Source organism: Halomicrobium sp. HArcel3 (assembly GCF_058933135.1).
This window is the reverse complement of record NZ_JBZYDN010000004.1, coordinates 40358-53969: the sequence shown is the minus strand read 5'-3', so window position 1 is coordinate 53969 and position 13612 is coordinate 40358. Positions and strand designations below refer to the sequence as shown.

The window sequence follows — 13612 nt, the reverse complement described above, 5'->3', positions numbered from 1 at the left end:
CCGACGTGCCGATTTATCCCGGGCATGAGCACGGTCACGGTCACGCTGCCCGACGGCTCCACCCTCGACATGGAGGACGGGGCCACCGTCGAAGACGCCGCCTTCGAAATCGGCCCCGGCCTCGGTCGCGACACGGTCGCCGGCGTCGTCGACGGCGAACTCGTCGACAAACACACGCCGTTGCACGAGGACATCTCCCTGGAGATCGTGACAGACCAGTCCGACGAGTACGTCGACGTCCTGCGACACTCGGCGGCCCACGTCTTCGCCCAGGCGCTCCAGCGAGAGTTCCCCGAGGCGAAACTCACCCTCGGACCGTGGACCGACGACGGCTTCTACTACGACGTCACCGGGGTCGACCTCGACGAGGACGACCTCGAAGACATCCAGGACGAGGCCCAGACCATCATCGAGGAGGACCTGTCCATCGAGCGCGTCATGCTCGACCGCGAGGAGGCTCTCGACCGCTACGAGGACAACGAGTACAAACAGGAGATCCTGGAGACCGAAGCCGCCGGTGAGGACCCGGTCTCCTTCTACGAACAGGGCGAGTTCTACGACCTCTGTCAGGGCCCCCACGTCGAGTCGACCGGCGAGATCGGCGGCTTCGGCCTCCTGGAGATTTCGGCCTCGTACTGGCGCGGCGACGAGACCAACGACACCCTCACGCGGGTGTACGGGACGGCGTTCCCGACCGAGAGCGAACTCGAAGACTACCTCGAACGCCGCCAGGAAGCCCAGGAGCGCGACCACCGGAAGATCGGCCGGGAGATGGACCTCTTCTCGGTTCCGGAGCACTCCCCCGGCTGTGCGCACTACCACCCCAACGGGATGGCCATCCGGCGAGAACTGGAAGAGTACGTCCGCACCAAGAACGACGAGCTGGGCTACGACGAGGTGTGGACGCCGGAACTCAACAAGGCCGAACTGTGGAAGCCGACGGGCCACTACGACGCGTTCAAGGAGGAAGGGGAGATGTTCGCCTGGGAGCAGGACGACACCGAGTACGGCCTGAAGCCGATGAACTGCGCGAACCACGCGTACATCTACGCCAACCAGACCCGCTCCTACCGTGACCTCCCCATCCGCTTCTCCGAGTTCGGCACGGTCTACCGCAACGAACAGTCCGGCGAACTCTCCGGGCTCCTCCGGGTGCGCGGGCTCACCCAGGACGACGGCCACGCCTTCGTCCGCCGCGACCAGATCGAGGAGGAGATCACCGAGACCCTCTCCATCATCGAGGATATCTACGGCCACTTCGGCCTCGAAATCCTCTACAAACTGGAGACGAAGGGCGACAACGCCGTCGGGAGCGACGAGATCTGGGACGAGGCGACGACCGCCCTCCGGAACGCCCTCGAATCGCAGGATCTGGACTACGACGTCGAGGAGGGCGAGGCGGCCTTCTACGGCCCGAAGATCGGGCTCGACGCCCGGGACGCGCTCGGCCGGGAGTGGACCATCGGCACCGTCCAGGCCGACTTCAACATCCCCGAACGTCTCGATCTGTCCTACATCGGGAAGGACAACGAGGAGCACCGCCCGGTGATGATCCACCGCGCCCTGCTGGGATCGTTCGAGCGCTTCATGGGCGTCCTCATCGAGCACTTCAACGGCAACTTCCCGCCGTGGCTCGCGCCCGAGCAGGTCCGCATCCTGCCGGTCTCGGACGACAACATCCCCTACTGCGAGGAACTCGCCGACGAACTCGGGCAGTTCCGCGTCGAGATCGAGGACCGCTCGTGGACCGTCGGCAAGAAGATCCAGCAGGCCCACGACGATAGGGTTCCGTACATGTTGATCATCGGTGACGACGAGGAGGAAGCGGGCGAGATATCCGTTCGCGACCGGAAGGAGCGCGAGGAGAAGAACGTCTCGCTGGCCGAGTTCAGGGAGCACCTCGAAACGGAGGTCGACCAGAAGCGGACCGCCGTGACGTTCCTGGTGTAGGTCCGCCCGACGGCGACGCGATCACCGGATCGAATCGGCACGTACCACGCATTTATCTGGCCTGAGCGTCGTTCCCGTCTATGGCCGCGCTCTCCGTCGACGTCCTCGTCGTCTTCGCCCTCGTTCTCGCCGCGCTCGCGCTGTTCGTCAGCGAAGTGGTCCCGCCGGACGTGACCGCGATCGGCGTGCTCGTCTCGCTGGCCGTCCTCGCGCCCTTCACGGGGGTTTCCGCGAGTAAGGCCATCGAAGGGTTCGCCAGCCCCGCGGTCGTCACCATCATGGCGATGTACATCCTCAGCGCCGGCATCGAGGAGACCGGTATCGTCGAGCGGCTCGGATCCATCATGGCCGACGTCACCGGCGGCGACGAGGGATTGCTCACCGGCGCGACCGTCGCGACGACCGGGATCAGCGCCGGGTTCGTAAACAACACACCGATCGTCGCCGTCTTCATCCCGCTCGTCACCGGCCTCTCGGAGCGATACGGCATCTCGCCGTCGAAGCTCCTCATGCCGCTGTCCTTCGCCGCGATGCTCGGCGGGACGCTCACCCTCGTCGGCACGTCGACGAACCTGCTCGCCAGCGAGTACGCGCGGGAGTTTTTCGACGAACCACTGGGGATGTTCACGGTCACCCCCGTCGGGGCCCTGGTGCTCGTCGTCGGCGTCGTCTACCTCCTGACGGTCGGCCGCCGACTCGTTCCGGAACGGATCCCTGCGGCCGCCGACTTCACCCAGGAGTTCGACATGGACCGGCACCTCTCCCAGCTGGTCGTCCGCGATGACTCGGCGCTCGTGGGTCGGACCGTGAGCGAGGCGCTCGACGACGACCGCGCCGTCCCGGACGGGGGTAGGGTCGCGCACGCGGAATCGGAGAGAACGCCGGAGACAGAGTCCGTCGCGGACGACCTCGACGTCGACGTCCTCCAGGTCGACCGGAACGGGGAGTCCTTCCTCGCGCCGGCCTCGGACGTCACGATACTGGCCGGCGACGTGCTCACCGTCAGAGGAAATCCCCAGGCGGTCAATCGATTCGCCGAGGCGTTCCGGCTCCGACAACTCACCAGGGAGACAGTCACCGAGGACGATCTCTCGGACGGTCCCGGCGACGGGTTCCTCGTCGAGGCCGTGATTCCACCCGACGGCTCGTCGGCCGGCCGGTCGCTGGCCGACCTCCGACTCCGGGAACGCTTCGACACGACCGTGCTGTCGGTCCGGCGCGGAAGGGCGATTCTCCGCGAGGAACTCGACGCAGTGGAACTCTCGCCCGGCGACACGCTGTTGCTCCAGACGACGACCGAGTCCATCCGGTACCTCCAGGAGGCGGGCTACCTCCTCGTCACCGAGGGGCCGCCGGAGGCCGCCGTGTCGTCGGACGCCACCGAGACGCCACGGCTCGATCCGAAGGCCCCCATCGCGCTGGCGACGCTGCTCGGCGTGGTGACCGTCGCGGGCCTCGAACTGGTCCCCATCTACATCGCCGCGCTCGGCGGCGTCGTCGCCATGGTCGCCAGCGGCGTGCTGAGCGCGAACCGGGCCTACGACGCCGTCGGCTGGAACGTCGTCTTCCTGCTCGCCGGCCTGCTCCCGCTCGGTGTCGCCATGCAGGCCACGGGCGGAGCGGCACTCCTCGGCGGCCTCCTCGTCGGCCTCGGCGACGTGCTGCCGCCCATCGCCCTGCTCGCGGCGGTCTACCTCCTGACGGGCCTCCTGTCGAGCGTCATCACCCCCGTCGCGACCGTCGTCCTGCTGACGCCCGTCGCGGTCGACACCGCCAGCCGGCTCGACGTCGCCGGCATGCCGTTCCTGCTGATCGTGATGTTCGCCGCGAGCACGGCCTTCATCACCCCCATCGGCTACCAGACGAACCTGATGGTGTACGGCCCCGGCGGGTACAGGTTCACCGACTTCCTGCGGGTCGGGCTCCCACTGCAACTGATCCTGATGGTCGTGACCACACTCGCCGTGGCGGTGACGTGGCCGCTCTGAACGGTCGCCGTCTCCGACTGGCGCGCGACGGATATGGTACAGGCCAAACAGGTTTCCGGTAGCCTGTCGAACGTCCCGGTAATGACGTCGCCCGCCGAGTGGGAGTACCGGACGTTCGAACCCCCTCGCAAGGAAACCAGGAAGGAGGCAGAGGATCCGGTCGAACGACTGAACGAACTGGGCGCAGACGGCTGGGAACTGGCGTCGACCGTCGACTACGTCGGCGGCGGGACGAAGTACCTCGTCCTGAAGCGTCCCGTCGACGCGGCGGAGGACGAGGATGAGTGACGGCGAGCGAGAGGACGTCAGCACTGCCGACACGATGCGGGGCCGGTCCGGCGAGAGCAGCCTGAAGATCAGGCTCTTGCTCCGGACGAACCGGTTCGTGGTGACCGGCGCCCTCGCCGCGTTCGTCTTCGCCTCCTTCATGCTGTTCGCCGTGCTCCTCGACCCCTCGCTCCAGTCCGAGATACGGTCGACGGACACGATAGAGACCATCTTCTCGGCGATGATCGGCGTCCTCGTCACCGGGACGACGCTGGTCGTCAGCATCAACCAGCTCGTCCTCTCACAGGAGACGGGGCCGCTGGGCGACCAGCGACAGCGAATGAGCGACGCGATGGACTATCGGACCTACGCGAAGGACCTGCTCGGCGACGTCGTCCCCGCCGACCCGTCGGCGTTTCTGGCGGCGCTCGTCGCAGAGGCCGAACGACGTTCAGAGGTACTCGACCGGATCGTGGCCGACGACGACGAGGAACTGGAACGCCAGGTCGGCGAGTTCGTCGACAGCGTCCACGGGAACGCCCAGCACGTCGAAGACCAGCTAGAGGGGGCGCAGTTCGGGACGTTCGACGTGCTGTTCGCCGCACTCAACTTCAACTACTCCTGGAAGATATACCAGGTCGAACGGATGACCGAGACCTTCGACGACGTCCTCGGCGACGACCAGCGTGAGGCGTTCGAGGACCTGCACACGGCGCTCTCGATGTTCGGCCCCGCGCGCGAACACGTCAAGACGCTGTACTTCCAGTGGGCACTCGTCGAACTCTCGCAGTACATCCTCTACGCCGCGGTTCCCGCACTCGCCATCGCCGGCGGAATGCTCGCGTTCGTCGGCGCCGAGACGTTCGGCCCGGCGACGTTCCTGACCGTCCCCGTCGTCACCTGGGTCGTCGGCCTCGCCTTCACGATTACGCTCGTCCCGTTCCTGCTGTTCACCGCCTACATCCTCCGGATCGCGACGGTCGCCAAACGCACCCTCGCCATCGGGCCGCTCGTCCTCCGGGAATCAGAGCGGTGACCACTCGCGGTGAGCGGACGCACGTGGTTCGACTGCCACCGCCGACGAGAACCGACACAACTCCTAAGACCGGCCCCCACGCGTTCTCGCCTATGACGGCCATCGACGTCCAGGGGCTGACGAAGACCTACGGCGAGACCGTCGCCAACGACGACCTCTCCTTCGCCGTCGAGGACGGCGAGATATTCGGCTTCCTGGGCCCCAACGGCGCGGGCAAGACCACCTGCATCCGGATGCTGATGGGATTCCAGTCGCCCACCGACGGCACGGCCACGGTCCTCGGTGCCGACGTCCGCGACGCCGAGGCGCTTCGCGAGGCCCGGGCCGACGTCGGCTACCTGCCGGCCCATCCGAGTTTCGACGGCGACGTGACCGGAGGCGCGTTCCTCGACTTCCAGGCGGACCTGAAGGGCGACGCCCGACGGGCCGAACTCCTGGAGCTGTTCGACCCGCCGCTCGACCGGAAAATTCGGGAGTACTCGACCGGGAACGCGCAGATGCTCGCCATCGTCCAGGCGTTCATGCACGACCCGGACCTGGTCGTGATGGACGAACCGACGTCGGGGCTAGACCCTCTCAAGCAGGAACGCTTCAACGAGTTCGTCCGGGCGGAGCGTGACCGCGGACTGACGGTGTTCTTTTCCTCGCACGTCCTCGCGGAGGTGCGTCGGATCTGCGACCGCGTCGGCATCATCCGTGACGGCCACCTCGTCGCCCTGGAGGACGTCGCCGACCTGCTGGGTCGCGGCGGCAAGCGCGTCCGCGTCCAGACCGCCGAACGGGTCGACCCCCAGGACTTCGCGTTCGAAGGCGTCCTGGACCTGTCGCTGCACGGCGACAGCGCACACTTCACCTTCGCCGGCGACTACGACGACCTGGTCGACCACCTCGACGACCTCACCGTCGTCGACCTGACGGTGGACGAACCGCCCCTCGAAGACGTCTTCATGCACTTCTACGGGGATTCGGCGTCGTCGACGATTGACACCGAATCGGAGGAACGCCGTGTTTGAGATAACCCGCTACGAGAGCCGTCGGCAGGTCCGCGGCACGCTCACGATGGCGGTGGGACTGGGCGCGTTCGCCGCGCTCATCGTCGGTATCTTTCCGTCTATCGAGGCCTCCGGCGTGGACTTTCAGGACTACATCGAGAGCCTCCCCGAGGCGTTCCAGGCGAGTTTCGGCGTCGAGTCGTTCGGCACCATCGAGGGCTTTCTCGCCGTCGAATTCTACCAGTTCGTCTGGGTCCTGCTGCTGGCGCTGTACGTCGCCTACGCGGCGGGCGACGCCGTCGCCGGCGACGTCGAGTCCGGGAAACTCGACCTGCTGCTTGCAACCTCCGTCTCCCGGTCGCGGCTGCTCGTCGAGCGGTTCCTCGCCCTCATGACTCCCGTGGTCGTGCTCAACCTGCTCGTGCCCCTCGTCGTGTTCGGGAGCGTCCTCGCCATCGGCGAGTCCCTCGACCCGGTGTCGCTCGCCCTCGTTCACCTGCTGTCGGTGCCGTACCTGTTCGTGGCCGCGAACGTCGGGCTCCTCTGCTCGGTCGTGTTCTCCCGTGGCGACGTCGCCCAGCGTGTCGCCATCGCCGCCGTCTTCATGCTGTTCGTCCTCGAATCAGTCACCGCCGGCACGAACTTCGAGTGGCTTGCGTCGCTCAGTCCGACGCGGTACTACGACCCGACCGAGATTCTCGTCGAGGAGTCAGTCGACGTCGCCGGCGCAGTCGTGTTGCTGGCGGCCGGACTGGGGCTGTTCGCCGTCACTCGCGGGCTCTTCCTCCGGCGCGACGTGTGACAGACGGCCAACACTTATCACGGGCCCGGACCCATTCGAAAGTATGGACAGGAGCCGGGATACCCGATGAGACGGGCCGTCCTCGTCTCCGTTATCACCTGCCTGATACTCCTGTCGGGAGCCGCCGCGGCCGCCGTCTCTGGCAGCCCCCAATTGACCGTCCAGTTCGTGGACGGGACGCTCGCCCCCGGCGAGGAGACGACCCTCGACGTCGTGGTTCTCAACGAGGGCGAGGTCGATTCGAGTTCGGTGACCAACCCCGCACTGACGAGCGAAGTCACGACCGCCCGCGGGGTGACGGTCAGGGTCGGCGACGGGGACGCGCCGTTCGAGGTGACGACCGGCCGCCAGGCCGTCGGTAACGTTCCCGAGGGCGTTTCGAACCCGATTTCGTTCTCGGTCGCCGTTCCGGCGGACGCCGAAGCGGGGACGTATCGCCTCCCCGTTACTGTCCGGTACAGCTACACGGACTACATCTCCGAGACGTCGGGCACCCGGACCCAGAGCAGCGTCTCCCGGACGTTCCGCGTCCCGGTGACCGTCGAGGAGCGGGCCCGGTTCGCGGTGGTCGACGTCGCGTCCGACGCCAGCGTCGGGTCCGCCGGCACCGCCACCGTCACCGTCGAGAACGTCGGGTCGGCGACTGCCCGGTCGACCCGCCTCTCACTCGCCTCGGCGAACCCGGCGCTGACTGTCGGGGGCGGTGAGAGCGCGTCCCGGTTCGCTGGCACCGTCGAACCCGGAGAGCGCCGGAACCTCAGCTACGACGTCGCGGTGGCCGACGGCGCCGAGGACGGCGAGCAGGCCCTCGCGCTCCGGGCCGACTACCGCGACGACACCGGTCGGGAACGGACTGCAGGCCCGACGTGGTTCGGCCTGGAGCCCGCCGAACCGGTCCGCGCCGACCTCTCGCTCTCCGAGCCGTCCGTGCGGGCCGGGTCGGAGGCCGCCGTGCGTGGCACCGTCTCCGTCAGCGGCGGGCAGACGGCCAGGGAGGCCGTCGTCGTCGTGACGTCGCCGCCCGCGGGCGTCGCAGTGGCCGAGACGCGCGTTCCGGTTGGCGACCTCCGTCCCGGCGACGAGGCCGACTTCGAGATTCCAGTGACGGTTCCGCCCGACGCGAGAGAGGGGCAACGGTCGATGGGGCTCGCGCTGGAGTACGAGTCGGGCGACGGGAGCGCCGAGCGTCGAACCGCCGGGTCGCGCGTCGTCACGGTGCCCGTCACCGACGCGGACGTCGTCGCCCTCCGGGGCGTCAACGCGAGCGTGCTGGTCGACAGCGACGACCGGCTCGAAGTGGCCGTCGAGAACGTCGGCGACCGGGAACTGCGCGAGGTCGAGGCGTCGCTGGCCCCCCGGCCGCCGTTCTCGAGCGCGTCGCCGACCGCATTCGTCGGTCGTCTCGGTCCCGGGGAGTCGAAGACCGTCGGGTTTCACCTGTCGGTGTCGGACGACGCCGTCGAGAGCACGCAGGCGCTTCCCGTGAACGTGACCGCGGAGACGGCCGACGGCGACCGGCTCCACGCGGGCACCCACCGGGTCGCCGTGGACGTGACGCGGGAGGGCCCGACGTCGAGTGACCCGGTGATACTGGCGGTCGGCGTGGTCGTCGTCGCGGCGGCGCTGGGCGTCGGCTGGTACTGGCTCCGGGACTAGGACTGCTCGTCGTCCTTCAGTTCCTCTAGCTCGGCCTCGACCTCGCTGTCGTCGACGTCGGGCGTCTCGACGTCCTCGGTCGTCCCCTCGCCGTTGCCGGCGAGTTCCGCCTCCAGGTCCGCTTCCTCCGCTTCATCCGCCCCCTCCGCCGCTTCGGGCTCGCCGTCACTCTTGCCCATCTCGCTCTTGAGCGTCTCGAGTTCGGCGTCGACCTCGCCCGAGGAGGCCATCTCCTCGAGTTCGCGGTCGATCTGGTCCTGGTCGCTCAGGGCGTCCTCGAACACGCCGGAGTCCTGCAGTTCGTCCATCGCCTGGGAGCGGGCCTCCATCTCTTCGGTCTGTTCCTCGGCCCGCTCGATGGCGCGGCCGACGTCGGCCATCTCGTCGCCGGCGCCGGTCATCGCCTCGTTGACCCGCTTCGAGGCCTCCGCGGCCTCGTAGCGAGCCTTCATCGTCTCCTTCTTGGTGCGGAACTGCTCGATGCGCTGCTGGAGTTCGTCCTTCTGCTCGACGAGCGAGTCCTGCTGGGACTGGAGCTGGGCGATCTGGCCCTCGAGCTCCTCGATCTGGCTCATCTTCTGTTTCTTCTTCTCCAGGGCACGCCGGGCCAGGTCCTCCCGGTCCTGTTCGACGGCCTGCCTGGCCTGGTCGTTGTGCTTCTCGACGTTCTCCTCGAGTCGGCGCTTCTGGATCTCCAGGCGCTTCTTCTGGGTCGTCAGGTCCGCGATCCCCTGCTTGACGTCCTGGAGTTCGTCCCGGAGCTGCTCGTAGGAGTAATCCAGCGTCTCGTTGGGGTCTTCGGCCCTGTTGAGCACGGCGTTTATCTTCGACCGAATGACGTACGACGTGCGCGAGAGGATTCCCATACCTCGGTCTTGGGGCTGACTGACTTAAAAAACTTACATGCGAGTATCACGTGCGCTCGCGTATGGACGCGATCGCGGTCCCCGGCGCGCGGGATGTCCGGGCCACGCTCGACGGTGAGGAGGACGCCGACGCCGTGGTCGTGGCCTGCCCACCGCATCCACAGTTCGGCGGGTCCCGCACGGACCAGCGTCTCCGGGCCGTCAGCGACGCGCTGGTCGACCGTGGGTTCGCCTGTCTCCGGTTCGACTACGGCCCCTGGGACGAGGGGCGCGGCGAACGCCGGGACGCCGTCAACGCCCTGGCGTGGGCCGACGAGCGGTTCGCGGCCGTCGGCCTGTTCGGCTACAGTTTCGGGGCCGGAATCGCGCTCCGGGCCGCTGGAGGCGCGGACCTGGCGCCCGCCGCAGTCAGCGCGCTCGCTCCGCAAGCCGACGCCGTCGACGCCCTGGAGACCGTCCCCTGTCCAGCCCAGATCTGCTTCGGGGAACGCGACGACACAGTAAACTCGACGCCGGTCGCCGAGCGCGCCCGAGCACTGGGAATGCAGGTGCGGGCACTCCCCGGCGACCACCACTTCGTCGGCCAGACGGACCGCGTCGCGGCGGCGGTCGCGGATTTCTTCGCCGACCTGTTCTGACCAGTAGTCAACCAGAAAACATATTACACGTGCTGAAAAACTGCCAGTTGCGTCGGCGGTTCCCCGCTGACGCGCCCACATCGATAGCCCCACCCTGGCCGGCGCGGCACTCCCCCGTGCCTGCCGTCGGCCCTTCGAAGCCTTTTGCGTGAGTCCGTCCGGATACTACCCACTCCGCGCCGGTCGCTGTAGCGGCTGGAGTGAAGCCGTCAGTCCAGCGACTGCAATGTCACGTCCCCGTCGTCGGTGGTTATCCGCAACGTGTGGGTTCCCCCGCCGAACGTAGTTTCGACCCGGTCGACGTCGCCTTCGACGCCGAGCCGTTCGTCGAGCCCGGACGTGTCGACGTCGCCGCCGTCCGTCTCGATAACCAGTCGGGCGTCCAGGTCCGACCCGAGCCGTGCGGTCACGTCTCCGTCGTCGACCTCGATACGGGCGTCGTCGCGGATCGCCGGCACGTCCACCGTGACGTCACCGTCGTCGCCGGTGACCGCGTCGAGCGCACCGGTCGAGCGTGCGTCGACGTCGCCGTCGCCGGTCTCCACCGAAACCGCCCCGTCGACGTCCGACACGTCGGCGTCGCCGTCGTCGAGGTCGATAGTCACGTCACCGCCCACCTGTTCGGCGGTCACGCCGCCGTCGTCGCCGGACACCGTGAGGCCCCCGCCGATGGCCCGGTAGGTGTGGTCGCCGTCGTCCGCCGTCACGGTGACGTCGCCGTTCCTGTTCCGTACGTCGACGTCGCCGTCCTCGACGTCGAGCGTGAGGTCTCCGCCAGTCCCGTCGACGGTCACGTCCCCATCGTCACCGGTGACCTCCGTGACGGCGACGTCCGACGGAACGGAGAGGTGAAGGTGGAGCCACGTCGCCTTGACGAATCGACCGTCACGCTCGTCGACGACCGACACCTCGAACTGTTCGTCCGTCGCCTCGGTCGCCACGCGAACGTTGTCGAAGGCGTCGTCGTTTCCGAGCCCATCGTGTTTCTCCGCTCGAACCCGGAGCGATTCCGCGTCGCCCTCCTCCACGGTCAGGTCACCGAGCGAGTTACTGACGACGACGTCTGCGCCTGCCGGGACGTCGAACTCGTGGGCCTCCGTCGTCGACGACGCGTCGACGCCCACGCAGCCGGCAGTTCCGGTGACTGCGAGGGCCGCCGTCGCACCGAGGAATCGGCGTCGCCTCACGTCTGCTCACCTCCCCTCCGGGTGCATTCGTCGAACTGTCGAACCAGTTGAGGCAACGAAACGGTCGTGATCATACGACGACCTGCGAACCGTGTGACGGTAAAAGCGGGTCGACGGTGAACCGACCGGAAGTTCTGGACAAGAATTATATAGGTGGTCGGGAAGACTGACCTCGGTCACATTCGCCGTTCGCCATTAGCTGTCCCCGACCGAAGGGAGGGGACAGCCTGCTCGCGGGTCACTGCGTTCCCCGCTCGTAATAAGCTGGTTCCTCACTACGTTCGGCGCCAACCTGCTCACGGCTCGCTACGCTCGCCGTTCGCAATAAGCTGGAACCTCGCTTCGCTCGGCGCCAACCTGCTCGCGTGTCGCTGGCGCTCCCGCTCGCAATAAGCTGGTTCCTCACTACGTTCGGAACCAGCCTCTTCCCGAAATTGTTTTGAGCAACCCAACCCCACCGTCGGTATGCCAAAGGATTCTGCGACGAACTACGACCCCGACCTGGGTCGGAAGTTCATCTTCGTCACTGGCGGCGTCATGTCGGGTCTCGGCAAGGGAATCACGGCCGCGAGCACCGGCCGGCTCCTGAAGAACGCCGGCTTCGACGTGACCGCGGTGAAGATCGATCCCTATCTCAACGTCGACGCGGGAACGATGAACCCGTACCAGCACGGCGAGGTATACGTCCTCAAAGACGGCGGCGAGGTCGACCTCGACCTGGGGAACTACGAGCGCTTCCTCGACATCGACATGACCTTCGACCACAACGTCACCACGGGGAAGGTCTACCAGCAGGTCATCGAGGCCGAGCGCGCGGGCGACTACCTGGGCAAGACCGTCCAGATCATCCCGCACGTCACCGACGACATCAAGCGACGCATCCGCGAGGCCGCGGCCGGGACCGACGTCTGCATCGTCGAGGTCGGTGGGACCGTCGGCGACATCGAGGGGATGCCCTACCTCGAAGCGCTCCGGCAGTTCTCCCACGAGGAGGACGAGGACGACATCCTGTTCACCCACGTCACGCTCGTCCCCTACTCGATGAACGGCGAGCAGAAAACCAAGCCGACCCAGCACAGCGTCAAGGAACTGCGCTCTATCGGTCTCCAGCCCGACATCCTGGTCGGTCGCTCCGAAGACCGTCTGGATCCGGACGTCAAGGAGAAGATCGCGCTGTTCTGCGACGTGCCGACGGACGCCGTCTTCTCCAACCCGGACGTCGAAGACATCTACCACGTGCCGCTGATGGTCGAGGAGGAGGGCCTCGACGAGTACGTGATGGAGCGACTCGAACTCGCCGACGAGGCGCTCCCCGAGAGCGAGCGGGATAACGAGTGGCGCGAACTCGTCACCCAGGAGACCGACGGGACGGTCGACGTCGCCCTCGTCGGCAAGTACGGCCTCGAAGACGCCTACATCTCCATCCACGAGTCGCTCAAGCACGCCGGCCTCGATACCGGCGTCGACGTCAACGTCGAGTGGATCCACTCGGAGGAACTCGCCGACGGCTACAACGGCGAACTCGACGAGATGGACGGACTGGTCGTCCCCGGCGGCTTCGGCGCCCGCGGGACGGAGGGCAAGATAGAGGCCATCCGCTACGCCCGCGAGAACGACCTGCCCTTCCTCGGCCTCTGTCTGGGCTTCCAGATGGCCGTCGTCGAGTACGCCCGCAACGTACTGGGCCTCACCGGCGCCCACTCCGCGGAACTCGACGAGGAGACCGACCACGCCGTCATCGACATCCTCCCCGAGCAGAAGGACCTCGACGACATGGGCGGGACGATGCGACTTGGCTCGCACGTCACGGAGATCGAACCCGGAACCGTCGCCAACGAGATCTACGACGACACGTCCTGTACGGAACGCCACCGTCACCGATACGAGGTCAACCCCGAGTACATCGACGACCTCGAGGAGGCGGGCCTGGTGTTCTCCGGTACGTCCGGTCGCCGGATGGAGATCCTCGAACTACCCGACCACTCCTACTTCTTCGGGACGCAGTTCCACCCCGAGTTCCGCTCGCGCCCCGGCCGCGCCAGCCCGCCGTTCGTCGGCTTCGTCGAGTCCATGCTCGCCGAGGACGAAGCCGTCGCGACGACGGACGCCCGCAACTGACTGCCGGCAGCGACCCCGACGGTCCGTTTCGACCGCCGACGTCTCGCCGCTGTCACTGACACCGACGAACCGACCGGCACGGCGCTTCCCCCGGAGTTCGGAACCAGTCTGG

11 protein-coding genes are annotated in these 13612 nt (G+C 67.3%); 9 read left to right on the top strand and 2 right to left on the bottom strand.

Features of this window, described 5'->3' with window-relative positions; genetic code table 11:
- Window positions 1–24: 24 nt before the first annotated feature.
- The 7 genes from thrS (at window position 25) to AC5FRV_RS11940 (ending at window position 8691) form a co-directional block, all read left to right on the top strand.
- Window positions 25–1950 (top strand): threonine--tRNA ligase, encoded by a 1926-nt coding sequence (gene thrS, locus AC5FRV_RS11970; protein ID WP_493561324.1) that lies wholly within the window; start codon window positions 25–27, stop codon window positions 1948–1950.
- A gap of 80 nt (window positions 1951–2030) precedes the next feature.
- Complete coding sequence (locus AC5FRV_RS11965) at window positions 2031–3938, top strand: SLC13 family permease (protein ID WP_493561323.1); 1908 nt, start codon at window positions 2031–2033, stop codon at window positions 3936–3938.
- Window positions 3939–4019: 81 nt separating this feature from the next.
- Window positions 4020–4226, top strand: a complete 207-nt coding sequence (sp36, locus tag AC5FRV_RS11960) for a Sp36 family protein (protein ID WP_493561322.1) — start codon at window positions 4020–4022, stop codon at window positions 4224–4226.
- The gene (locus tag AC5FRV_RS11955; protein ID WP_493561321.1) at window positions 4219–5241 is read left to right on the top strand and encodes a DUF7972 family membrane protein; all 1023 of its coding nucleotides are present in this window, start codon (window positions 4219–4221) and stop codon (window positions 5239–5241) included. The genes sp36 and AC5FRV_RS11955 overlap by 8 nt, the downstream gene beginning before the upstream one ends.
- A gap of 92 nt (window positions 5242–5333) precedes the next feature.
- The gene (locus AC5FRV_RS11950; protein ID WP_493561320.1) at window positions 5334–6254 is read left to right on the top strand and encodes an ABC transporter ATP-binding protein; all 921 of its coding nucleotides are present in this window, start codon (window positions 5334–5336) and stop codon (window positions 6252–6254) included.
- On the top strand, window positions 6247–7035 hold the full coding sequence (locus AC5FRV_RS11945) for an ABC transporter permease subunit (protein WP_493561319.1): 789 nt from the start codon (window positions 6247–6249) through the stop codon (window positions 7033–7035). The genes AC5FRV_RS11950 and AC5FRV_RS11945 overlap by 8 nt, the downstream gene beginning before the upstream one ends.
- 66 nt (window positions 7036–7101) lie before the next feature.
- Window positions 7102–8691, top strand: a complete 1590-nt coding sequence (locus AC5FRV_RS11940; protein WP_493561318.1) for a COG1361 S-layer family protein — start codon at window positions 7102–7104, stop codon at window positions 8689–8691.
- Here the strand turns inward: AC5FRV_RS11940 and AC5FRV_RS11935 are convergent.
- Window positions 8688–9557 (bottom strand): PspA/IM30 family protein, encoded by an 870-nt coding sequence (locus tag AC5FRV_RS11935; protein ID WP_493561317.1) that lies wholly within the window; start codon window positions 9555–9557, stop codon window positions 8688–8690. The genes AC5FRV_RS11940 and AC5FRV_RS11935 overlap by 4 nt on opposite strands.
- 62 nt (window positions 9558–9619) lie before the next feature.
- On the opposite strand from AC5FRV_RS11935, the gene AC5FRV_RS11930 reads away from it, so the two are divergent.
- Complete coding sequence (locus tag AC5FRV_RS11930) at window positions 9620–10195, top strand: alpha/beta hydrolase (RefSeq protein ID WP_493561316.1); 576 nt, start codon at window positions 9620–9622, stop codon at window positions 10193–10195.
- A 209-nt stretch (window positions 10196–10404) separates the two neighbouring features.
- On the opposite strand, the gene AC5FRV_RS11925 is transcribed toward AC5FRV_RS11930, so the two are convergent.
- Window positions 10405–11382: a DUF4097 family beta strand repeat-containing protein gene (locus tag AC5FRV_RS11925; RefSeq protein WP_493561315.1), complete on the bottom strand. Its 978-nt coding sequence runs from the start codon at window positions 11380–11382 to the stop codon at window positions 10405–10407.
- Between the two features lie 465 nt (window positions 11383–11847).
- Here AC5FRV_RS11925 and pyrG point away from each other — a divergent pair, with 465 nt between their 5' ends.
- Entirely contained in the window at window positions 11848–13500 is a 1653-nt protein-coding gene (pyrG, locus tag AC5FRV_RS11920; protein WP_493561314.1) for a CTP synthase, read from the top strand.
- Window positions 13501–13612 lie beyond the last annotated feature (112 nt).